This is a genomic window from Stappia sediminis, from assembly GCF_009826895.1.
Lineage (GTDB): Bacteria > Pseudomonadota > Alphaproteobacteria > Rhizobiales > Stappiaceae > Hongsoonwoonella > Hongsoonwoonella sediminis.
The window spans coordinates 707,457-730,691 of sequence record NZ_WUMV01000003.1 but is presented as its reverse complement, the minus strand read 5'-3'; the positions used below and the strand labels follow the sequence as shown (position 1 = coordinate 730,691).

The 23,235-nt window shown below is 61.7% G+C and carries 19 protein-coding genes; 6 read left to right on the top strand and 13 right to left on the bottom strand.

The genetic code is table 11. The features are described from left to right. Positions 1-2: 2 nt before the first annotated feature. The 6 genes from GR183_RS10270 to GR183_RS10245 form a co-directional block, all read right to left on the bottom strand. Positions 3-3,461: an indolepyruvate ferredoxin oxidoreductase family protein gene (locus GR183_RS10270; RefSeq protein ID WP_160775484.1), complete on the bottom strand. Its 3,459-nt coding sequence runs from the start codon at positions 3,459-3,461 to the stop codon at positions 3-5. Between the two features lie 144 nt (positions 3,462-3,605). Beyond that, positions 3,606-5,174, bottom strand: a complete 1,569-nt coding sequence (locus tag GR183_RS10265; protein WP_160775483.1) for a TRAP transporter large permease — start codon at positions 5,172-5,174, stop codon at positions 3,606-3,608. A gap of 45 nt (positions 5,175-5,219) precedes the next feature. After that, the gene (locus tag GR183_RS10260; protein ID WP_160775482.1) at positions 5,220-5,732 is read right to left on the bottom strand and encodes a TRAP transporter small permease subunit; all 513 of its coding nucleotides are present in this window, start codon (positions 5,730-5,732) and stop codon (positions 5,220-5,222) included. A gap of 481 nt (positions 5,733-6,213) precedes the next feature. Continuing rightward, entirely contained in the window at positions 6,214-8,877 is a 2,664-nt protein-coding gene (locus tag GR183_RS10255; RefSeq protein ID WP_160775481.1) for a TRAP transporter large permease, read from the bottom strand. Positions 8,878-8,895: 18 nt separating this feature from the next. Then, a complete protein-coding gene (locus GR183_RS10250; protein ID WP_160775480.1) occupies positions 8,896-9,858 on the bottom strand; it encodes a TRAP transporter small permease subunit in 963 nt (320 codons plus the stop codon). Between the two features lie 173 nt (positions 9,859-10,031). Beyond that, complete coding sequence (locus GR183_RS10245; protein WP_160775479.1) at positions 10,032-11,132, bottom strand: TRAP transporter substrate-binding protein; 1,101 nt, start codon at positions 11,130-11,132, stop codon at positions 10,032-10,034. A 439-nt stretch (positions 11,133-11,571) separates the two neighbouring features. On the opposite strand from GR183_RS10245, the gene nthA reads away from it, so the two are divergent. From nthA to GR183_RS10230, 3 genes are read left to right on the top strand one after another with little or no spacing between them, the layout of a single operon-like run. Beyond that, positions 11,572-12,219, top strand: coding sequence for a nitrile hydratase subunit alpha (gene nthA / locus GR183_RS10240; RefSeq protein ID WP_160775478.1), 648 nt, complete (start codon positions 11,572-11,574; stop codon positions 12,217-12,219). After that, positions 12,216-12,875, top strand: coding sequence for a nitrile hydratase subunit beta (gene nthB / locus GR183_RS21790; protein ID WP_160775477.1), 660 nt, complete (start codon positions 12,216-12,218; stop codon positions 12,873-12,875). Before nthA ends, nthB begins: the two co-directional genes overlap by 4 nt. Continuing rightward, a complete protein-coding gene (locus GR183_RS10230; protein ID WP_208999809.1) occupies positions 12,862-13,245 on the top strand; it encodes a nitrile hydratase accessory protein in 384 nt (127 codons plus the stop codon). The genes nthB and GR183_RS10230 overlap by 14 nt, the downstream gene beginning before the upstream one ends. 18 nt (positions 13,246-13,263) lie before the next feature. Here GR183_RS10230 and GR183_RS10225 read toward each other — a convergent pair whose 3' ends face one another. Beyond that, positions 13,264-14,316 (bottom strand): nickel/cobalt transporter, encoded by a 1,053-nt coding sequence (locus GR183_RS10225; RefSeq protein WP_244313664.1) that lies wholly within the window; start codon positions 14,314-14,316, stop codon positions 13,264-13,266. A gap of 2 nt (positions 14,317-14,318) precedes the next feature. After that, positions 14,319-14,975 (bottom strand): DUF1007 family protein, encoded by a 657-nt coding sequence (locus tag GR183_RS10220; protein ID WP_160775474.1) that lies wholly within the window; start codon positions 14,973-14,975, stop codon positions 14,319-14,321. Positions 14,976-15,275: 300 nt separating this feature from the next. On the opposite strand from GR183_RS10220, the gene GR183_RS10215 reads away from it, so the two are divergent. Then, on the top strand, positions 15,276-16,358 hold the full coding sequence (locus GR183_RS10215; RefSeq protein WP_160775473.1) for a Leu/Phe/Val dehydrogenase: 1,083 nt from the start codon (positions 15,276-15,278) through the stop codon (positions 16,356-16,358). Between the two features lie 36 nt (positions 16,359-16,394). On the opposite strand, the gene GR183_RS10210 is transcribed toward GR183_RS10215, so the two are convergent. The 4 genes from GR183_RS10210 to GR183_RS10195 form a co-directional block, all read right to left on the bottom strand. Next, positions 16,395-17,303 (bottom strand): LysR family transcriptional regulator, encoded by a 909-nt coding sequence (locus GR183_RS10210; RefSeq protein WP_160775472.1) that lies wholly within the window; start codon positions 17,301-17,303, stop codon positions 16,395-16,397. 97 nt (positions 17,304-17,400) lie between these two features. Then, positions 17,401-18,378 carry a WD40 repeat domain-containing protein gene (locus tag GR183_RS10205; RefSeq protein ID WP_160775471.1) on the bottom strand — a complete coding sequence of 326 codons (978 nt, stop codon included), beginning with the start codon at positions 18,376-18,378 and terminating at the stop codon, positions 17,401-17,403. A 3-nt stretch (positions 18,379-18,381) separates the two neighbouring features. After that, positions 18,382-19,437 carry a CobW family GTP-binding protein gene (locus GR183_RS10200; protein ID WP_160775470.1) on the bottom strand — a complete coding sequence of 352 codons (1,056 nt, stop codon included), beginning with the start codon at positions 19,435-19,437 and terminating at the stop codon, positions 18,382-18,384. Positions 19,438-19,591: 154 nt separating this feature from the next. Then, positions 19,592-20,047, bottom strand: a complete 456-nt coding sequence (locus GR183_RS10195; RefSeq protein WP_160775469.1) for a methylated-DNA--[protein]-cysteine S-methyltransferase — start codon at positions 20,045-20,047, stop codon at positions 19,592-19,594. Positions 20,048-20,188: 141 nt separating this feature from the next. Between GR183_RS10195 and GR183_RS10190 the strand changes: the two genes are divergently transcribed. Then, complete coding sequence (locus GR183_RS10190; RefSeq protein WP_160775468.1) at positions 20,189-21,373, top strand: pyridoxal phosphate-dependent aminotransferase; 1,185 nt, start codon at positions 20,189-20,191, stop codon at positions 21,371-21,373. A 9-nt stretch (positions 21,374-21,382) separates the two neighbouring features. On the opposite strand, the gene GR183_RS10185 is transcribed toward GR183_RS10190, so the two are convergent. Further along, on the bottom strand, positions 21,383-22,186 hold the full coding sequence (locus tag GR183_RS10185; RefSeq protein ID WP_160775467.1) for a creatininase family protein: 804 nt from the start codon (positions 22,184-22,186) through the stop codon (positions 21,383-21,385). A 193-nt stretch (positions 22,187-22,379) separates the two neighbouring features. Between GR183_RS10185 and GR183_RS10180 the strand changes: the two genes are divergently transcribed. Beyond that, entirely contained in the window at positions 22,380-23,219 is an 840-nt protein-coding gene (locus GR183_RS10180; RefSeq protein WP_160775466.1) for a putative metalloprotease CJM1_0395 family protein, read from the top strand. The last annotated feature ends 16 nt before the right edge of the window (positions 23,220-23,235 follow it).

Genomic DNA, 23,235 nt, shown 5'->3' with positions numbered 1-23,235 from the left:
CGTCATTCCGCCGCGAGATCGGCGCGGCTGCCTTCACGATAAGCCGAAAGCCGCTCGGCCTTCACGGCTTCCGCCTTCCTGGCATTCTCCGCCCGCACCGGCCCGAAACCGCGAATGCCTTCCGGCCACGCCGCGAGCCGGACGGCGGAAGCGTGATTTTCAGCGCTCAGCATCGCCGCGATCTCGTCCAGCGTCGCCTCGTAGTCGGCCAGATGCCGCCGTTCGATCTTGCGGTCGGCGCTGAAGCGGAACGGATCGAAGATCGTACCGCGCAAGCCCTTCATGCGGGCAAGCAGCTTCAGCGGGGATAACATCCAGGGCCCGAAGCGCATCTTCTTGGGCCGCCCAGTACGCGAATCGATCCGGGCGAGAAGCGGCGGCGCCATGTGGAACTCGACCCGCTCATAGCTCTGGAAGGTCCCGTGGAGCTGTTTTTCGAAGCTGCCGTCGGTGAAGAGCCGCGCGACCTCATACTCGTCCTTGATCGCCATCATCCGGAAAAGCTGTCGGGCAACCGTCTGCGACAACTCGCTGTTAGTTATCCCCGCCGCGCGTTCCTTCTCGCGGATTTCATCGACACGTTTACGGTAGCGTTCGGCGTAGGCCTCGTCCTGATAGGCGGCGAGGTATTTCCGGCGTCGAATTGCTATTTCCTCGACCCCTTCGGAATTCAAACCCGCCTTTTCGGAATTCTCCTCGCCGCCAATCGCGGCAACCTTTTGCGGATCATCCGCCGCCGCCCGCCCCCAGGCGAAAGCGGCAAGGTTCATTTCCACCGACACTCCGTTCAGCCGGATCGCCTCTTCTATGGAGGCGCGTTCCAGCGGCACGCCGCCAAGCTGCCAGGCGTAGCCCAGCATGAACATGTTAGCCGCGATCGCATCGCCGAAAACAGCAGTGGCGAAACGCGTCGCATCGAAGAAATGGGCGTTCTTTCCGCCCGCCGCCCCGGCAACGGCCTTGGCCAGCCTGCGGCCCGGAAGCGAAAAATCGGGATTGAGAGCGAAATCGCCCGGCAGCGTCTCATGCGTGTTGACGACAGCCATGCTGCGCTCCGGGTCCATCGCCCCCAGCACCTTGGCCGATCCGGCCACGACGATATCGCAGCCGAGCACGAGATCGGCGCTGCCGGCGCCGACACGGATCGTCGAAATGTCTTCCGGACGCGGCGCGAGCTTGATGTGGCTCGTCACCGCGCCGCCCTTTTGCGCAAGGCCCGCCATGTCGATGATGCCGCAGCCGAGTCCGTCGAGATGCGCGGCCATGCCGAGCACGGCACCGATCGTCACGACACCCGTGCCGCCAACGCCGGTGATCAGGATCGAGTAGGTTTCCTCAAGCGGGCGCAATTCCGGTTCGCCAACCCTGGGCGCCTTCGCCGGATTGGCCGTGCGCCCTTTCAGCTTTCCGCCCTTCACGGAAACGAAGGACGGGCAGAAGCCCTTGAGGCAGGAGAAATCCTTGTTGCAGGCGGACTGGTCGATCTGGCGCTTTCGGCCAAATTCGGTCTCCACCGGCTGGATCGCCACGCAGTTCGACTGCACGCCGCAATCGCCGCAGCCCTCGCACACAAGCTCGTTGATGACGACGCGTTCGTCCGGATCGGGAAACTGGCCGCGCTTGCGCCGGCGGCGCTTTTCTGCCGCACAGGTCTGGTCGTAGATCAGGACCGTGAGCCCCGGAATGCGGCTCAGTTCCTTTTCGATCTCTATAAGATCGTCACGATGGTGGATCGCGGTCATCGCCGGCCATTCGGTCGAAGCGGGGTACTTGCCGGGTTCATCGGTAACGATGGCGATGCGCGCGGCCCCTTCGGCCGCTACCTGCCGCGCGATCTCGGGCACCGACAGCCCGCCGTCGTGACGCTGACCGCCGGTCATTGCCACTGCGTCGTTGTAGAGGATCTTGTAGGTGATACTGACGCCGGACGCCTTGGCCGCGCGGATCGCCATGATGCCGGAATGATTGTAGGTGCCGTCGCCTATGTTCTGGAAAACATGGCCGCGCTTTGAAAACGGCGCTTCGCCCACCCAGTTGGCGCCCTCACCGCCCATCTGGGTGTAGCCTTCGGTATTGCGGTCCATCCACTGCACCATGTAGTGGCAGCCGATCCCGGCATAGGCGCGCGTGCCCTCGGGTATGACGGTCGAGGAATTGTGCGGGCAACCGGCGCAGAAATAGGGCGTGCGTGTCGCCACGTCTTCCGTCAGCTTCAGGCGCTCCCGCAGCCGGCCCAGATGCTCGACACGCGCCTTGAGCCGTTCGTCCGGGAAGCGCTCAAGGATACGGCTGCCGAGCGCCACCGCGATCTCTCCGGCATCGAGCGCGCCCGCGATCTTGAACAGGGTTTCACCTCTCTCGTCGGTCTTGCCGACAATCTGCGGCGCGTTGGCCGTCCGGTAGAGAATTTCCTTGATTTGCGCTTCGATCAGCGGGCGCTTTTCTTCCACGACGATAACGAGTTCAAGACCATCGGCGAAGGAGCGGATACCTTCCGCCGACAAAGGCCAGGGGCAACCGACCTTGTAGAGCGCAAGCCCGAAATCGGCGGCGCGAACCTCATCGATCCCGAGCGTGTCCAGCGCCTCCAGCACGTCCAGATAGCTCTTGCCGGTCGAAACGATGCCGATGCGCGGCTTTCGCCCGCCGCGAAGGACCAACCTGTCGAATGCGTTCGCCGCGATGAACGCTCTTGCGGCGGGAAGCTTGACCTCGTGAAGGCGGGCTTCCTGCGTCAGCGGATGGTCGTTCGGGCGGATATGCGGGCCGCCCGGCGGAAACGCAAAATCCGGCAGGACCGGTGTGACACGGTCAATCCGGCCGTCTATCGAGGCCGTGGATTCGATATTGTCCTTCACAAGCTTCAAGCCTGCCCAGACGCCTGCATAGCGGGATAACGCCCAGCCAAGCAGGCCGAAATCCAAAATCTCCTGCACACCGGCCGGGTTCAGGATCGGCATCATCGCGTCTACCAGCGCGAATTCCGACTGATGAGCGGTGGTCGAACTTTCGCAGGTGTGATCGTCACCCATCAGCGCCAGCACCCCGCCATGCGGCGAAGTTCCGGCGAGATTGGCGTGGCGGAAGGCATCGCCCGACCGGTCGACGCCCGGCCCCTTGCCGTACCAGATGCCGAAAACGCCATCGACGCGCCCCTCGCCGCGCATGGCGACCTGCTGCGTACCCCAAAGCGCGGTTGCCGCCAGATCCTCGTTGATCGCCGGCTGGAACAGGATGTCTTCAGGCGCCAGAACCCTGGCCGCACGCTGGAACTGCTGGTCAAGCGCGCCGACGGGAGATCCGCGATAACCGGTCACGTAACCCGCCGTCCTGATGCCGGCCGCGGTATCGAGTGCCTTCTGCATCAAGGTCAGGCGGATCAGCGCCTGCGTTCCGGACACGAAAATCCGCTCTTTCGTAAGATCGTATTTGTCGTCGAGCGTGACCACGTTTCGCGCCATGGTGGCCTGTTCCCCAATATTTCGTTCCGGCGGTCGGATAACGATGACCCGGTTTATTTGGGTCAGCCTGACTGACCCGTTACCCCATGGTCAATCATATTCGATATTGCGCCGCAGTGGATAACCTGACCTGTCCGCACGGGCCTAGCCGTAGATGACGCCGGGAAGCCAGGTGGCCAATTTCGGATAAAACCAGAGAATGAGCAGCATGACCAACTGCAGCGCGACGAAAGGGACGACGCCCAGGTAGATATCTGCGGTTTTCACGTTTTCCGGCGCCACACCCCGAAGGTAAAACAGCGCGAAACCGAAAGGCGGGGTCAGAAACGACGTCTGCAGGTTGACCGCCATCATGACCGCGAGCCAGACAGGGCTGAGCGTCGTGCCGTCGGCGAGCGGGATGCCGAGAAGTGCGGGCGTAACGATCGGCACAACGACGAAAACGATTTCCAGAAAATCGAGTAAAAAGCCGAGCGCGAACATCACCAGCATGACGGCAAGCACCGCGCCGCCGGCACCTCCGGGCACGCCGGAAAGGGCGGATGCGATCAGTTCTTCGCCGCCAAGGTCACGGAAGATCAGCGAAAATATCGAGGCGCCAATTACGATTGTGAAAATCATCGCAGTGATTTCCGTCGCCTTGCGCAGCGCTTCGGGCAAGATGCCGCCACGATGAACCTGCCGAACGGCTGCGAAAATGGAAACCGCGAAAACACCTACGAGCACGATCGCCGCGAAAATCGCGACCACGCCGGACAAGGTTCCGGCCACGCGTGCGGGCTCAAGATCGACGACCAAAGTGAGAAGCACGACGCCAGCACCGGATACGAGCGCGAGAGCGGCGGGCCAGTTTCCACCGTCCGTCCGCCTGCTTGCGAGCACGACGGCGCCGAGCGCGCCGACAGAGGCCGCCTCCGTCGGTGTTGCAAGACCGGCAAGGATCGAGCCCAGAACGGCGATGATCAAGACGGCCGGCGGCAGGAGCGCAGCGAGTGCTTGCCTGACATCGCGGGAAGAAAGGGGGCGCTTGCGCATCGGCGGCGCCTTTTCCGGATGCAGCCATGCCGCCGCCACCTGATAAAACCCGTAGAGAGTGGCAAGCAGCAGGCCCGGAATGAGGGCGCCGGCGAAAAGGTCGCCAACCGTCACCGTTTCCGGAGCGAAGTTTCCAGCCTTCAGCTGAGCTGCGCGGTAGGCGGCCGAAATCTGGTCGCCCAGGACGACCAGAACGATCGATGGCGGAATGATCTGCCCGAGTGTTCCCGACGCCGCTACGGAACCTGCGGCAAGCCTGGCGCTGTAGCCTTGTTTCAACATTGCGGGAAGCGCCAGTAGCCCCATTGTCGCGACGGTCGCACCCACGATACCGGTGGATGCGGCAAGGAGCGTGCCGACAAGAGTGACCGAAAGGCCCAAGCCACCCGGCAGCCTGCCGACCAGCCGGCCCATCGCATCGAGCAGACCTTCTGCTACGCGCGAGCGTTCCAGCATCACACCCATGAAGACGAAAAGCGGCACCGCGATGAGCACCTGATTCGTCATGATGCCGTAGATGCGTGAGGGAATTGCGCCAAGCGAGAGCGACGCCCCCGCGAACCAGCCAAGCCCGGCAAAGATGAGAGCGACACCGGCAAGCGTGAAAGCCACCGGAAAACCCGCCAAAAGGCACATGCAGGCGGCAACGATCATCAGGAGGTCGAGGGTTTGCAGCATCGGGTAGCGTCAGCGCCCGGAATACCGGTCCGTGCGGAATGCGGATCAGGAGCCGGCGCGCGGAAGAGCGAAAAACGACGACCCCGCGCGGATCATGAGCGCAAGCCCCTGGAGCCCGGTCAAAATCGCGAACAGCAGGATACCCGTTTTCAGGAGGAACACCGCCGGAATGCCGGACGCTTCCGCGGATCCCTCCAGAACCTGCCATGAACGGGCGACATAAGGCCACGACTGCTCGAATATCAGGACACAGGCCGGGATGACGAAGAAGAGCGCACCGAGACCGTTGACGAGCGCCTTTTTCCGGGCGGGAGCGTTACGGTAAAAGAGATCGACACGTACGTGCGCGTCGATTGCGAGCACATATCCGGCCGCGAGAAGGAAAAGGAACGCGTGAAGGTAGATCACGCCTTCCTGGGCCCAGAGGAAGCCCACGCCGAAAACGTAACGCAATACCACGACGGCGAACTGGGTAAGAACAAGGCCGAACAGCACCCAGGATACGGACCGTCCGATTGCTATGTTCAACCGGTCGATCTGTCGTGCCAATTCCTGCATTGCGCTCGCCACTCCAAAATCTCTGCGAAATCAACCGTCGGTTTTATCCGCTATGATCGATTCCAGTGTCAAGAAAAAGGCAAGGCAAAATATTTTTACGACTGCTCCACAGGCAATCGACCCTGCGGGAGAACTGCGAAAAACCGCTCGAGACTACTCGCCCAGTCCACTACCTTGCACAAAATGCGACCGGATTCATCAACGAGATTAAGAGGCTAAGCGTCCGTCGCCGCGAAAATTAACTGACGGATGACCCGCCAATGCAGATCGCACGAAACCAGTACCGAGCCCGGCGGCATAAACGGTACTAGCCATTGAGGTTACCAGGTTTTCATGTCGCGCAGGGGCTGTCGAGCGATCTCAATGCGCATTGGATGGGAGCTAACAGGTTCCGGCGTCTGCAAAATCCCGCCTATGCAATAAACCATGATCCGAATTGAAGCCGTCCCGGATGAGTCCGGGACGGCTGTCGCTCCAACAATCAGAAATTGAGCGATATGTCGCGGTGCGACGAATTGCAGGCCGCAACGGAGAGCGCCACATCGCGCGGCAGGCGCGGCTGGCTGCGCAGGCCGATGGTATCGGCCACTGCAGCATCATACGCCTCGATCGCCGGGAGAAGTTCGGCTTGGGCGCGCGAACGCCACTCGACTTCCCGCTCGAACAACGCGACGGCTTCGGCGATTCCCGCCATGGCTGCGGCCTTGTCCGGCTCGTCCTGACGCATGGCCTTGCGCGCGTCGTTGATCGCCGACCGGATGTCCGATGCACCCTCGACCGGGTTGAACAACGAGCGGACTTCCGCCGAACGTTCGACGAAGACTGGCGCATCCATCGATTCCAGGTCGTTCGTCAGGCCGCGCAGTTCATCTTCCAGGTCCTGGAGGGCAGCAAGGTCGGCAATCACCTTCTTCGTTTCCGCGAGCGGCTCATAGGCATCGTCGGCGTTGCGGCGGTACTTCAGGCGGGCGGTGTTTTCCGCGCGCTGAATTTCCGCGAACGCCTTGTGGCGCTCCTCCCAGTCGGCCGGGATTTGCGCAAGCAGGGCGTCTCGCTCGACCGTCAGGTCCTCGATACGCTTCGCCGCCCGTTCACCCCGCGCTTCGGAATAAATGCCGTTAGGTCCAGAGCGCTGCACGATAACGCGCAGCTCCTCGATCTCAGCGTCGATACGGCGTGCATCACGCTCCAACCCGCGAACCTGTCGATGGAGCGGACGATAAGGACCCGACGCCTGCTCCACCGCCTGCTCCGCGGCGGTAATATCGTTCATGAGCGGGATCGCCTGTTCGGCCTTCTCCAGCCCTTCCGCGAAATCATCACGAAGGCCCTCGGGCAGATAACCGAGGTCGGCTGCCTTCATCTTCGAAATCGCCGCCAGAATGGTGTCGCCGTCATCGGCGAATTTCTCGGCAACATATTCCTCGATGCAATACTGCAGCACCGGATTTTGCGGCGGAGGCGCCGTTTCCGAAAGCAGCGACGCGCGGTTCGGCAGGTAGTTCACCAGCTGCGGCGTATAGCCGACTATGCCGAGAGCGACGAGCTGGAGGATGATAAAGGCGATCACGCCCTTATAGATGTCCAGCGTCTTGACGATGGCGGGCGCCACTCCGCGCAGGTAAAACAGCGCGAAACCGAAAGGCGGCGTCAGGAAGGACGTCTGGATGTTCAGGCCGATCATGACGCCGAGCCAGACGGCGGTGATATTGGCCTCCGGGTCGGCCAGCAGGATGGGCGCGACGATCGGCACCACGACCACGGCAATCTCGATGAAGTCGAGAAAGAAGCCGAGGATGAAGATCACCAGCATCACGATGATGAACTGGGACCAGAAACCGCCGGGCAGGCCCTGGAGGAAGTCCTTCACCAGTTCCTCGCCGCCGAACGCGCGGAACGCCGACGTAAGCATCGCCGCGCCGATCAGAATGATGAAGACGAGCGAAGAGGTCTTCGCGGTTTCGATCATCACGCCGCGCAGCGTGTTCTCGAATTTCAGCGTCCGCCACCCGCTCCAGAAAATCGCGATAAGGAGCAAGGATACGGCGATCACCGCCAGCACGATGCCGAGCACATCCTGGCTCGAGTGAATGCGGCGGATGTTGAGATCGAAGTAGCTGGAAACGACGCCAATGGCGAGAAGTGCCAGGATGGCGATGATCGCCGGCGAATATGCCCCGCGCTTGCCTTCACGCAGCCGGTATCCCGCCATGACCATGGCACCGACAGCCCCGATGGCGCCGGCCTGGTTGACCGTAGCGATGCCGGCGATGATGGAGCCGAGCACAAGGATGATCAGCGCGAGCGGCGGCACCAGCGTGAGCACCACCTTGCCCAAGAACGCGCGGTCGAACTTTCCTTCTCGATGGACCGCCGGAGCGGCGCTCGGCTTAACGAGAGCAAAGCCCAGAATGAAGAGCATATAAAGCCCGACGAGCACCAGGCCCGGCAGGAAGGCGCCAAGGAACATTTCACCGGCGCTGGTCGACGTCACCGCGAAATCCGACGGCATGGTGAGTTCGCCGGTCGAATTCTTGAAGAGCGTCTGGCGGATCGTTCCTGCCTGGTCGACGGCGCTTGCAAGCTGGTCGGCCAAGATGATGAGGACGATCGACGGCGGGATGATCTGGCCAAGCGTGCCGGACGCCGCGATCGTGCCGGTTGCGAGCGGCACCGAGTAGTTGTTGCGCAACATGGCCGGCAGCGAAATGAGGCCCATCGCAACGACCGTCGCGCCGACGATGCCCGTGGTGGCGGCAAGCAGGGCGCCGACGAAGACGACCGAAATGCCGAGACCGCCGGGAATGGGCCCGAAGAGCTGCGCCATGGTGACCAGCAGGTCCTCGGCGATCTTCGAGCGCTGCAGCATGATGCCCATGAAGACGAAGAGCGGGATGGCGATCAGCGTATCTCGCTCCGCCTCCCAATAGACGCCCCGGAAGTTGGTGACGCCCGCGCTCAGCCATTGAACCGGCCCGCCTTGCGCGAAGTAGGCATCGGGACTTCCGCCGAAGAGGTAGCCGGAAGCTGCCGCGATCGCGATCGTGATGATGGCCGAGCCGGGAAGCGCGAAGGCCACCGGGAAACCGGAGCCCAGCGCGAAGGCCATGATGGCGATGAGAAGTATGAGGAAAAAAAGTTCCATCTGGGCGATCTCGTCGGACTAGCTTACGTGCGGGGCTTCGTGTTCGCGCCCGCCCGGCTCCTCGCGGATGTCGGCGACGGCGTCGAGCAGATAACTCACGAACTGGATGAGCATGGTTGCGGCGAAGACGGCGAGGAAGCCCGCCATCAGGTACTTGACGAAAAGGCCGAAGCCGGACTGCGTCACCTCGTAGGACAAGAGCGGGCTGTTGATGATGTTGTTCCGGCCCGCCATGCCGATGATGAGGATGGTCCAGCAGAAGGTCATGCCGAGCAGGATCGAGCCGATCGCGTTCACATAGCCCTTAAGCTTCGACGAAAAGCCGGAGTAGAACACGTCGACGCGCACGTGCCCCTCTTCCACCAGCGTATAGGCGCTGGCGAAGAGGAAGAGCGCCGCGTACCAAAAGCGCACAAGGTCGGCCATGAAGGCCTGCTCGTAGGAGAAGATGAAACGTCCGACGACGATGAGGAGCTCCGCGACCACCACCAGAAGCGCAAGCCAGGGAAACCCCAGCGTGCGCGTAAACGCCGCGATGGCCACCGAAAGCGCGATCAGCGGCATGTGCACATAAGCGCCGCGATATTGCGAGCGCCCGAGATCGGACGCTAGCTGATGCCCGACGAGCTGATCCAGAAGTCCTTCCACGCGCAGGAAGGAAATCGTCATGTCGGCAAGGCCGACAATCAGGACGGCCCAGAAGGCCGCCCGGATGATGAAGGTATTGATGTCGGTGATACGCTTGCTGTCGGGGCGCAAGGGGGCGTCCTTGCTGCGCATGACGTAAAACACGGCAAGCACGATACCCAACGCATAAAGGCCAACCTGCAGCCAGGCCAGAGACGGCGAGGCGCCGCCGTGGGCCTGTGCGCCGAAGGCGGCTCCGGCACCTGGAAAGCCCTGCCAGAAATTCAGATAGTTGTTGAAGAGGAATGCGGCGAGTACCGCCAGCATCATCCAACTGAACAAGCGAACGAGCATCGCGTATCATTCCGAGTTGGGAAAACGCGCGGCTTTAAGGCCGCAATAATCCGGCACATCCGGGAAAGCCGGCGGAAGGGCGGGCGTAGCGGGCTGCACCGGGCGCCATCCGCGGGCACGGACAAGGCGGGGACGGAGCTGATGCCCCGTCCCACACCGTTTCGATCGCGCGCTTAAACCGTGATGCCGAGCACGCGGTTACGCTGCTGCGTGTAGCCGGTATCGGCGAGCAGCATCCAGCGGCCGATCTCGGAGCGCGATTTCGCGAAGCTCTCGTGCACGCGGTTGGTCAGATCGCTGTGCTCGCGGGTTTCCGCGAAAACCTCTTCCGAAGCTTCGCCGAAAGCGTCGTAGACCTCGTCGGAGAACTTGCGCAGCTCGACGCCATGCTCGTTGATGAGCTTGTCGAGATAGCGGCCGTTCTCGGCGTTGGTCTCGGCCATCTGACGGGCGTTTTCCTCGTTACACGCCGCTTCGATGATCATCTGGTCGGTCTTCGACAGCGAGGTGAACCAGGACTTGTTCATGCCAAGCGCAAGCGCGGAGCCCGGCTCGTGGAAGCCCGGATAGTAGTAGTACTTCGCGGCTTCGTAGAACTTCATGAAGTAGTCGTTGTACGGTCCGACCCACTCTGTCGCGTCGACGGCGCCGGAGATCAGGTTCTCGTAGATCTGGCCGCCCGGCAGGGAAACCGGAGAGGCGCCGAGCTTTGCCATCACGTCGCCGCCGAGGCCCGGAATACGCATCTTCAGACCCTTGAGGTCGTCAGCGGTCTCGATTTCCTTGTTGAACCAGCCGCCCATCTGCACGCCGGTGTTGCCGGCATTGAAGTTCTTGAGACCGAACTGGTCGGCAACTTCGTCCCAAAGCTCCTGGCCGCCGCCATATTTGATCCAGGCGTCGAACTCGGCATAGGTCAGGCCGAAGGGAACGGCCGTGAAGTATGCCCAGGCCGGGTGCTTGCCCTTCCAGTAGTAATCGGCGCCGATGTAGCCCTGCGCGTTGCCGGAAGCCACTTCGTCAAAGGAATCGAAGGCGCCGACGCGCTCGCCGGCAGCGAAGTACTGAACCGCGATACGGCCTTCCGTGAGCTCCCCGATACGGGCCGCAAGGCGCTGAGCGCTGATGCCGAGGCCCGGGAAATCGCGCGGCCAGGTGGAGACGATCACCATGTCCGTACTGGACTGCGCGATAGCCGGAGCGGCCAGCGTGGCGGCAGCGGCAGTCGCGCCGGCTCCGACACCGGCCTTTTTCAGGAATGAACGACGATCCATGTATTTTACCTCCCAACACGGTCGTGAGTGCCCGACGGCGCAGACAGTTGCACCTCAGGCTTCGTGTGTCTAGGCGACGCACCGGAATTTCACCCCTTAGTCTTTAGGCTAATGCCGGGGCCGGAATCCGAAGCGAGCGCTTATCGGGTGATATACGAGCTTTCGCCAGTTCGCAATCGCAACGAGGGCCAGTGGTATTAAATTTAGACCAGTTTTCCGCATCCAACCTTGCGTAACGCAACTTATTACGCAACGGCATATAAGGGTTTTTATTGTATGACGAATTTGCAAGCCCACGAAGTCGGCGAACCGGGCGCTTCAGCGTCGAGCCAACCACGCCCAAAGCCCTTTATGTCCTCTTGTCCGGGAGGTAGCATCCCGGCGACAAGAAACCGAAGGCGATCCGCGCCGAAGCATCGCAAAGGGCAGGAAACCGGTCATGAGCCATTCGTACGACCATGCAATCGGCCACAATCACGAGACCTCGGAACTCACAGATACGGAGCTCCGGGTTCGCGCGCTTGAGTCCATTCTCGTCGAAAAGGGATATGTGGACCCTGCGGCTCTCGATGAATTGATCGAGACCTATGAAACCAGGGTCGGCCCCCGCAACGGAGCGCATGTCGTAGCGAAAGCGTGGAGCGATGAAGACTTTGCCAACTGGCTGTTTGAGGATGCGACAGCGGCAATTTCGTCACTCGGTTATATCGGCCGGCAGGGCGAACACATGGTGGCGCTCAGAAACACTCCGGAAAAGCACAATATCGTCGTATGCACATTGTGCTCCTGTTATCCGTGGACGGTCCTCGGGCTGCCGCCCGTCTGGTACAAATCCGCGCCCTATCGCTCCAAGGCTGTGCGCGACCCGCGCGGCGTTCTCCACGATTTCGGGGTCGAATTGCCCGAAGAAACGGAAATCTGCGTTTGGGATTCCACCGCCGAGGTACGCTATCTCGTCATTCCAAGGCGCCCTGAAGGAACGGATGGCTGGAGCGAGGAAGACCTTGCGCGCCTCATCACCCGCGACAGCATGATAGGCACCGGCCTTGCCCTTTCGCCGGGCGAGCTTCAGGAGGTGGCGGAATGAACGGCGCGCACGACCTTGGCGGGATGATGGGCTTCGGCCCCGTGGTGGCGGAAGAAAACGAGCCGCGCTTCCACGAGGAATGGGAGCGCCGGGCCTTCGCCATAACGCTCGCCATGGGGGCTACCGGAGAATGGAGCCTCGACGAATCGCGCCGCAAGCGCGAGAGCCTGCCGCCTCGGCAATATCTCAACTTGAGCTACTTCGAGATCTGGCTTGCCGCGCTTGAACAGATCCTTGCGGACCACGGTCTCGTTCAGCCGGACGAGATCGAAGCGGGACGCAGCCTGCATGAAAGCCGGCCCGTCAAACGTGTGCTCAAGGGCGAGGATGTCGCAGCGGCCCTGAAGCGTGGCGGCCCCGTTAATCGCGAACCGGAAGCACCCGCGAAATTCGCGGCTGGCGACCGGGTCACGGCAATAAACATGAACCCGACGGGCCATACGCGCATTCCGCGCTACGTGCGCGGGCGGCCCGGCACGATCGAGGCGGTTCAAGGCTGCCACGTCTTCCCCGACAGTAATGCCGCAGGCCAGGGCGAAGCGCCGAAATGGCTTTATTCCGTTGCCTTCAAGGGAACCGATATCTGGGGCGCGGACAGCGACCCTTCTCTTACAATACGCGCCGACCTTTGGGAGCCATACCTTGAACCACGCTGACGTCGACCTTTCGGCGCTGCCGGACATACCGGTCCGTGACGATTCACCCGTCTTTCGCGAGCCATGGGAAGCCCGCGCCTTCGCTATGGCGGTCAAACTGAACGAAGCCGGCGTATTCGAATGGGGCGAGTGGGTCCGCACGCTGGGAGCGGAGATCCGCGCAGCGCAAGCCAACGGCGATCCCGACCTTGGGCAAACCTACTATCTGCACTGGCTTGCGGCGCTGGAAAAGATCGTCACAGACAAGCAGGTCACCGCGCGCGAAAGACTGCTTGCGCGAAAGGACGCATGGGACCGAGCGGCGAAGGCAACGCCGCACGGAGAGCCCATCGAACTCGGGCGCGACGGGACGCCGGTCGCCCCCGCCTGAGCCCGCAATCCTCCAGACCTATCCCCAGCCGGCGGCTGCGATGAACAGCGTCGCGCCAAGAAGGAAGACAAGCGCGGCACCCATTATCTCTATCGCCCGGTGAACACGCTGGAATGCCGTGCCTTCGCCGAAAAATTTCAGGGCAATGCCTTTTGCCCCTACGGCCATGCTGGCAAGCACGGCAACCGTTATGCCGGTGCCGAGCGCCATGGCGAAGGTTGAAAGAATACCCGCCCAGACCAAGCCCTGGGCCAGCGCGAAAACGAGAACGACGAGCGCGCCGGTGCAGGGCCTGAGGCCGACCGCGACAATGACCGACCAGGCCTTGCCGAGCGACATTTTACCTTGGAGCTGGCCCGGATCCGGCGCGTGCGAATGTCCGCAGGAGGGGCAGACTTCTTCCGCTGAATGATGATGGTGGTGATGAGGTCCGACGTCATCGTGCTCATGATAATGCGAGTGGCCCTCCGAGAGCGCGGCACCCGCACCGAGCGAGTGTGGCCTTGCACCGGCGACCAGCGGACGGAACGCCTTGAGCCACAACAGCCATGCGCCGATGAGCATCACCGCGAGATAGGAACCCAGCTCGAACCAGCGCGTCGTCTCGGTAATCGCGATCGACGTCATGTTTAGCAGGATCGCCGCGACACCGATGAGCACGACGGCCGTTACCGCCTGCGCCAGGGCGGACGCGAAGGACAAGACGATGCCGCGCCTGACGGTTTCCTCGTTCGCCAGCACATAGGAAGAGATAATCGCCTTGCCGTGACCCGGTCCGGCCGCATGAAAAACGCCATAGGCAAAGGAAAGCCCGACGAGCCACCAACCTGCGCTTCCCTGTTCCTTGAGCTGCTTTATCGCGTCCTGAAGGGAGCGATAAAACGCGCTTTGCTCTGCCGCGACCCAGGCGAAGAAGGAAGCGAACGGCCCGGAGGGAGCCGCATTCGGCTCGGGCAGGCCGACGCCGAAGGGCGACGGCGCGGCAACGGCAGGAACCACAACAATCGCAGCCACCAACAATGCAAGAACGGTCGCCGCGATGCGGCCTGACCGAGAGCAAGATTTCGACATGCTCATTTGCATGTCACGGTCGCCGTATTGGAGAGGGTTTCGGTGACGGATTGAAACTCGTCCGGGATATCGCGCTGGCTCGACGGGATCTGTGCAAGGGCGGCAGCCGTGCTCGTATCCAGTTCAGGAGGCGGCGTGAAATCGAGCGAGCAACCCGCCGGGGCATCGACCATGGCAAAAGGCGTATCGGGCGTCATCTCATAGGCTACGAAATAGGTTGGATCGTACACTTCGAGCGTGAAGGAGGCTCCATCGGAAATCGCGGGGCTTTCGAGCGGCAGGGTAAAGAAAAGCGTGAGCCGGCCGCCGTAGAAATCGAGCCAGTATTCAACAGGCTCCGTAAAGCCAAGCTCGTCGTTACCGTGAAAGAGATAAGTGAAATAGTCGTACTCTTTCAGGGATTCCACATTGATCTTGGCAAGCGGCTGCAATTCTTCTGTCGTCAGTTCGTTGTCGCCGTCCTGGTCCAACCCCTGAATCGCGAAAGCGGTGAACGCCTCGTCGAACCGCCAGGAATGGCGTACGCCCGTCACACGGCCCGCTTCGTCGAATATGACTTCGGATCGCGCTTCCACGAAAACATGCGGATGAGCATTGGCCGCTCCGCTCGCGGCAATGCCGATCGCAGCACTCAGTGCAAGCGCCATAGCAGTCTTCATCAGCTTCAGGTCTCCGGCAAAGTCGGTTCGGCATGCGCGCATCGCGCTTATCTGGAGATTACCTTCATTCGCGGCAAGAGCGTGACGACAATCTCGATTGCGGCAAAATAGACCGGCCTGCGCGGTGCAACAAACAGTCTGGAACATTCTCCCTCGTCGCCCGCTCCAACGAGAAGGATTTCACTTGCTTCAATGAAATTGACGAAAACAAAGAACGGATAATCCGCTCAATCGGGTACATAAATTCCTCAGTGGAGATTTTTTGGAGCAGGAACGTAATTCGTTCCGTTGGAGGACATCATGAATGCTCCCGTCGCCCGGGAAAGACTGACCGTATCCGAGCCGTCGGTATTCGACCATCCGGAATTCAAGAACCACGAGCAAGTGGTTTTCGGTTTCGACGCAGCGACCGGGCTTCGCACGATTATCGCCATCCATGATACGCGCCTTGGCCCGGCGCTCGGCGGCTGCCGCATGTGGGCCTACAAGAACGACGCCCAGGCACTGACCGATGCGCTGCGCCTTTCCCGCGGGATGACCTACAAGAACTCGCTTGCCGGCCTTGATCTGGGCGGCGGCAAGGCGGTTATCATCGCCGATCCGCGCACCGACAAGACAGCTGGCATGCTGGCGGCTTTCGGGCGGCAGGTCGACAGGCTTGGCGGCACCTATATCACGGCGGAGGACGTCGGCATTTCCTCGGACGACATGGAAATCGTCGCGGGCGAAACGCGGCATGCGCGGGGCACGAAGGCAACAGGCCTGGGAGATCCCTCGCCCTATACCGCGCTTGGCGTTTTCGTCGGCCTGAAGGCGGCGGTCGCCCATCAATTCGGCTCGGAAGACTTGACGGGACGCATTGTCGCGATCCAGGGGCTAGGCCATGTCGGCATGTATCTCGCCGAACACCTCCACAATGCGGGCGCGAAGCTTGTGGTCGCCGATATCCATAAGCCTTCCGTAGAGCGTGCCGTTTCCGAATTCGGCGCGCGCAGTGTCGATACGAAGAAGATCCATGCCGTGGAAGCGGACGTTTTCGCCCCTTGCGCGCTTGGCGCGGGGCTGAACGACGGAACCATTCCGGAACTTGGCGCCCCGGTTATCGCAGGTGCGGCCAACAACCAGCTTGCCGACGAGCGGCACGGGCTTGAGCTGAAGAAACGCGGCATCCTCTACGCCCCCGATTATGCGATCAACGCCGGCGGCGTAATTTCGATCGCCATCGCCAGACCTGGAACGGAGGAAGCGAAGGTGCGCGACAAGGTGATCGCGATCGGCCAGACGCTGACGCATATCTTCGAGCGTGCGGCAGCACTTGATTTACCGACGCAGACCGTTGCCGACCAGATCGCCGAGGAGCGGCTGGAGCATTCACGCGGCTGAGGTTGGCGGTGTGTCAGGAAATACGAAGCGCGGAGATCAGCACAGGTCTCCGCGCTTTCGCGCATCCTGAAACCATTTCGCCAGAAAATCCACGAACGCCCGGACCTTTCCCGAAAGATGACGGCGATGCGGATAGACCGCATAGATCGCCTGATCGTCCGGGTGGAAATCCTGAAGCACCTCGACGAGGCGGCCTTCCGCCAGATCGCGGTGGACGAAGCTTTCCGGCGTTCTCAAAAAGCCTAGATCGCGGATCGCCGCTTCACGCGCCGAAGCCGCACTGTTAACCTCCACGCGCCCCTTCACCGGAACGCTGACCCTGCTTCCGTTTTCCTGGAAACCCCAGTTTGCGCGGAAGCGGTAATTCGTATCGATTATGCAGGGAACCTGAGCCAGATCCTGGGGGCGCTTGGGGAGGCCGAATTTCTCGATGACGGCAGGCGTCGCGCAGACAACCCCCCTGACGGGGTAGAGCTTGCGGGCGATCAGGCTTGAATCTGTCAGTTCCGTCACACGGATCGCGACGTCATAGCCCTCGTCCACGAGATCAACGAAGCGGTCCTCAAGCTTCAGATCCAGCGAGATTTCAGGCTCCGCGACGACGAAATCCATGATCGCGAGATTCAGGAGATCATCCCCCATCGAGCGCGGCGCGCTGACACGCAAAAGGCCGCGCGCGTGCTGATGGGTATCGGTTATGGAATCGTGCAGATCGTCTATGCGCTGGAGGATATCGGTCGCTTCGCGATAGAAGACCTGGCCTGCTTCCGTCAGCGAAAGCTGACGCGTCGTGCGATTTAGAAGACGCGCGCCAAGCTCGTCCTCAAGTTCGCCGACATATTTGGAGATCAGCGCCTTCGAGCGGCCAAGATCGCGCGCGGCTGCCGAAAACCCGCCGGACTGGACGACCTGAAGAAACGAACGCATGCGAACGAGCGTGTCCATGGCGTCTCCGCACGGTGAACGGTTGAAGCGTAACAGGCCTGATTGTTAAACGTTCAGCCGAATTACCGAAAGCGCAAATATCAGCCAGTCGCCAACGTCATTCGCCGAGTGAGATGATCCCGGCCTCGCCCGCCTCGGTGCCGAAGGCAAGCCGCTCGCCACGGGCATCCCACGCAAGCGTCGAAACCGGCGCTTCGCCGGGACGGCGCAGCAGAACCTCGGCGTTATCCTCGAAACGCACTGCCAGCACCATGCCATCCTGATAGCCGATGGCGATCACATCTTCCTTCGGGTGGCAGGCGACAACGGCAACGATCGTATCGGAGCGCACGCCGAGCTGGAGCGGCTGTTGGCCCATCGGGCCACTCTTGCCGTGAAACGGCCAAAGCACGGCGGCGTTGGCGCCGGATGTCGCGAGATAGCGCCCCTTCGCCGACCAATCCATCGACTTTACCTTGGTGGGATAGCCGGTCATGCGCATGTCCTGCTGGTCGGCAAGGCGCCAGCCGTGCAGCGCGTTTTCCTGCATGGTCGTGACGATGTACTTGCCATCCGGCGAGAAGAGAATGCCGGTATGCGCTCCTTTCCAGGAAAGGTCTTGCTCCGGCGAATCCACATTCACCCAGAAAAGCGAGACCCCGTCATAACGCGCGACCGCCAGGCGAAGCCCACGCGGGGCGAAGGCGATGCCGCCAACGGCGCGCGGCAGCGTGAATTCCTTTTCCTTGCCGCCCTCCTGCACGACCCAGGCCGTGCGTCCGGAGGCGAATGCCACCGCGCCCTGTGCCGCGACCGTGACCATATCGATCCATTTGCGCGGACGGCTTGCGATTTCGCTCAAGGAACCATCCGCCGAGACGCCGACCACGCGCCCGTCATCCCCGCCCGTGACGATGCGACTGCCATCCGGCGAAACAGCGGCGGCAAGCAGGCCGCCGTCATGCGGTTTGGCGAGGGTTTCGCCCTCACCGACAAGGCGAACGGTGCCGTTGCCACAGGCGAATGCGGCAGTATTTCCAAGAAAAGCGGCTTTTACGACGAAAGTGTCACAATCGACAGGCGCAATGACCGGCATGCGTCAGGCCTCGCAGGCCTTGAGGCCCGTCACAAGGGCATTTTCGTCCAGCTCGCGACCGATGAAGACGATACGGCTGACCCGCTCCTCGCCATCCTTCCAGTCGCGCTGGTGATCGCCCTCCACGATCATGTGAACGCCCTGAACGACATAGCGCTGGGGATCGTCCTTGAAGGCCATGATGCCCTTGAGCCGGAGGATGTTCGGGCCCTGTACCTGTGTCACGTCGCCGATCCAGCGGAAAAACACCTGCGGGTTCAGCTCGCCCGCCGTCAGCGAGATGCTTTTCACCGAATGCGGATCTTCATGATGGTGATCGTGACCGTGCTCATGGTCGTGATGATGATGGTCGTGGTCGCAGCCCGGCCCGCATTCGTGATGGTGGTCGTGGTCTTCGAGGAACTGAGGATCTAGCGAGAGGATACGCTCAAGATCGAAGGCGCCGCGATTGAGTACGGCCTTGAGATCGACACCACAACGCTCGGTGCGGTGGAGGACGGCATAAGGATTGATCGAGTGAATGCGATCTTCCACCGCCTTCAGCTCCTCAGCCGTCACGAGGTCGGTCTTGTTGAGCAGGATGACGTCGGCAAAGGCGATCTGGTCTTCCGCTTCTTCCGTGTCCTCCAGACGCTTCAGTACATGCCGGCTGTCCACCACCGTCACCACCGCATCGAGCCGCGCCTTTTCGCGCACGTCATCGTCCATGAAGAACGTCTGCGCGACCGGGGCGGGATCCGCCACGCCCGTCGTTTCCACCAGAATCGCATCGAAGGAGCCTTTGCGCTTCATCAGGTTCTCGACGGTGCGGATCAGATCGCCGCGAACGGTGCAGCAGATGCAGCCGTTGTTCATCTCGAAGATTTCCTCGTCCGACTCGACAAGGAGATCGTTGTCTATCCCGATCTCGCCGAACTCGTTGACGATCACGGCGTATCGCGTGCCGTGATTTTCCGTCAGGATCCGGTTCATCAGCGTCGTCTTTCCGGCACCCAGATATCCGGTCAGCACGGTCACGGGGATCTTCGTGTCGGCACCTGCCTCGGGCGTCGCGGTCATGGGGTGTCTCCGGGAAAGAATGAAACTGTCGGCGGACTAAACCATTTAATGGCCGAGCGCAAAGGCGTTCGTCATCCGACCGCTCCGATAGATGGGGCTCGGGCGAGCCGGTTTCCAGACGCAAGGCGGTTTGCCGCAAAACTGTCGGATATTGTCAGATAAGAAACGGATAGCCGCCTTCCTGACGCAGGAGCGCGATCTTCATCTCTACCCCACCTTGGCCGGAATATCCGCCGATACCGTTGGCCGAAAGAACGCGGTGGCAGGGAATGATGACGGGAATCGGATTCATGCCGCAGGCCTGGCCGATCGGCTGTCCATAGGTGTCGAGTTCCTTGGCGAGCTGGCCATAGGTGCGCGTCTCGCCGTAGGGAATGGCCAGCATCTGCCGGTAAACCGCCTGCTGGAATTCGTTGCCGCGCGGCTTCAGGGGCAAATCGAACTCTGTCAGTTCGCCGGCGAAATAGGCGTTCATCTGGCGCACCGCCTCATCCAGCAGAGGCGTGCGTTCCCCTTCATCCGCACCATCCCAGGCAAGTTCGACGATGGCACCGTCTTCCTCGACGATCCCGAGGCATCCCACAGGCGTTTCAACGGCGGCTACAGGCATGGCATTCGATCCGAATCTCCAGACTTTCAACCGGCACAGTTTATCCTATTCTTCCCGCCAAGCGTGATACCCGCCTTCTTTCATACTGCGAGAATTCGAACTAGAAACAAGGCAACGACAAAACGACTTCGGGACGGAACAATGCTCAGGACGATCGCCGGATTCGACCGCATCGGCGAGGAAAACGCCTTCGCCGTGCTGGCACGCGCCACCACCCTTTCCTCGCAAGGCCGCGATATCATCAACCTCGGCATCGGCCAGCCGGACTTCAAGACGCCGGATCATATCGTTGAAGCGGCGATAAAGGCCTTGAAGGACGGGCATCACGGCTATACGCCCGCGACCGGCATCCTGCCGCTTCGCGAAGCGGTGGCGGCCGACGTCGAAAAGCGAACCGGGGCCGCGGTTTCACCCGACAACGTACTGATCGTGCCGGGCGGCAAGGTGACGATGTTCGCCGCCATCCTGATGTTCGGCGAGCCCGGCGTCGATATCCTCTATCCGGACCCCGGCTTCCCGATCTACCGGTCGATGATCGAGTTTACCGGCGCCAACCCGGTTCCCGTCCCGATCCGCGAGGAAAACGAATTCGCGTTTTCCGCGGAGGAAACGCTTTCACTGATCACACCGCAAACAAGGCTTTTGATCCTGAATTCGCCGGCGAACCCGACCGGCGGCGTTACGCCGAGCGGCGAGATCGAAAAACTCGTGGAGGGCCTCGCCAACCACCCGCAAGTCGCGATCCTTTCCGACGAAATCTACGGCCAGATGACCTACGACGGCGAGGCCCATGTCTCGCTGATGGAATTTCCGCAAGTGCGCGACCGGGTGATCCTGCTCGACGGCTGGTCGAAGACCTATGCCATGACCGGCTGGCGCATGGGCTATTCCGTCTGGCCGGACGAACTGATGGACAAGGCGCGCAAGCTTGCCGTCAACGCCTGGTCCTGCGTCAACGCTCCGGCGCAATTCGCCGGCCTCGCGGCCCTGACCGGGCCGCAAGACGAGGCGCGCGCCATGGTCGAGGAATTCGACAGGCGGCGGAAGGTCGTCGTGGACGGACTAAATGCCATTCCCGACATTTCCTGCCGCACGCCGAAGGGGGCCTTCTACGCTTTCCCGAACATCAAGGCGACCGGCTGGAAGGCGAAGGCGCTCGCCTCCGCTCTTCTGGAGGAAGCAGGCGTCGCCGTTATCGGCGGGCCGGATTTCGGCATCCTGGGCGAAGGTTATATCCGCCTTTCCTATGCCAACTCGACGGAGAACATCCAGCGCGCGCTGGAGCGTATCGGCAATTTCCTGTCGGGCTCCCAGGCGAAGGGGTAAGGAACCTTCTTACTCTTTCCAAAGCCTTGTCAGTTCGAAGGCGTGAACGTCCTTCAGCAGTTCCACGAAACCGAGTGCGGCATGGTCTAGCGAAGCCTTGCCCTTCTCGGGCGTTGCCGCAAGCGCATTGCCGACGACGCCCTTCGCGTTCAAATCCTGCGCTTTCCAGCCGAACTGCTGGGCTCCATGCCCGCGCAGATATTTGAACTCCTTCAGGAAATCCTGCTGCGCGGAGGCGAAATCCTCCGCGCGGTCCATCTTCACGAGATCCGGGCGCAGGTGCAGCATGATCGACGTTTCGATATCGCCGCCGTGGATGCCGTAGGTGAATTCTTCCGCCGGGAAGACGCCATCCGGCTGGCCGAAGCGGCTCCATGCGGTCGCAACCGCCAGCATGTCGTATTTCACGCGAAGCTCGCGCGCGACGATATCGATGATCGGCACATTGCCGCCGTGCGAGTTGATGAGCACGAACTTGCGGATGCCGGCGCGCGCCACGCTGTCGCCGATCTCCTCCCAGGCCTTGGTGACCGTATCCCACGAAAGCGTCAGCGTGCCGGGCGAAGAGATGTGCTCGTTCGATTTGCCGACCGCCTGAACGGGCAGGAACGTCGCCGGGATGTCTTCAGGCAAAAGTTCCAGCACGCGGGCGATCTGGCCTTCGGCGATGCAGGTGTCCGTAAAGACAGGAAGATGCGGGCCGTGCTGCTCGATCGCCGCAACAGGAAGGATCGCGATCCAATCGGAGGTGTCGGATTCCGCGAAATCGAAGGTCGTCATTTCATGCCAGAAACGGCGTGGCAAAGCGGACATGGGCGAACCTCTTGCTGGCTTCGGACGGCGATCTGTCGCCTTCGACGAAGACATGGAATTCAACGGCGGACCATAACGCCAAGACATCCGCGCGTCATGCCCGATCGATGCAGAAGCACGTTCACGCGGATATGAAGACGGCATGCAACCACAATTAAGTTTCCGCTCACCACGTTGAGCAAGACTGAAGCCCATGTCACTCGGAGTAGGCCTACCCTTTGCCAGCCCGTTCCAACGGCCCGTCAGCGCGGCGGCACCGTCAGCCGTCGCGTCCGCCAATGGCGCGGTCGCCGCGCGCGATCCGGCACGTCCCGAAGGCAATCAGGCAACACAGAATATCGCGACACAACGCGCCGATGCGGTGCGCGCGAGCGACGAGACATCCGCCACGCACCTCAACCACGGTAGGCAACCCGACGAGGAGCGGCGCAAACCGGGCGAAATCGCGAAAGAAGATCGCAAGCCCGGCGAGACGGAGGCAAAATCCGACAAGCCAAGCGCAGGCGGCGAGGAGCTGAGCGAGGACGAGGAAAACCAGGTTCGCGAACTCAAGCAACGCGACACGGAAGTACGGCAGCACGAACAGGCGCACGCCGCTGTCGGCGGACCCTATGCGGGTTCGCCGCAATATGAGTTCACCACCGGGCCGGACGGCAAGAAATACGCAACCTCCGGCGAAGTGCCGATCGATGCTTCGGCCGAACGCACACCGGAACAGACGATCCGAAAGGCGGAGATCGTCATCCGTGCCGCCCTTGCCCCCGCCGAACCATCCTCGCAGGACCGGCAGGTTGCCCAGCAGGCCCAGCGCCTTCGCACGGAAGCACAAGCCGAATTGCGAAAGCAAAAGCAGGGCGAAGGTGACGAAAACGGCGGGACCGCGAAAGCGAGCGGCCAGGGCTCGTCATCGGCATCCGACGCGCTTGCCGGTGCGTTGCAGGCGGCCGCGGCCGCCTATGAGCAAACGGCTTCGGCGATCTTCGGCAGCACGGTCGGAGGTGGCAGCCTCTTCGGCGATGGCGTCATCGCCTGACGACGCCACCGCCTGA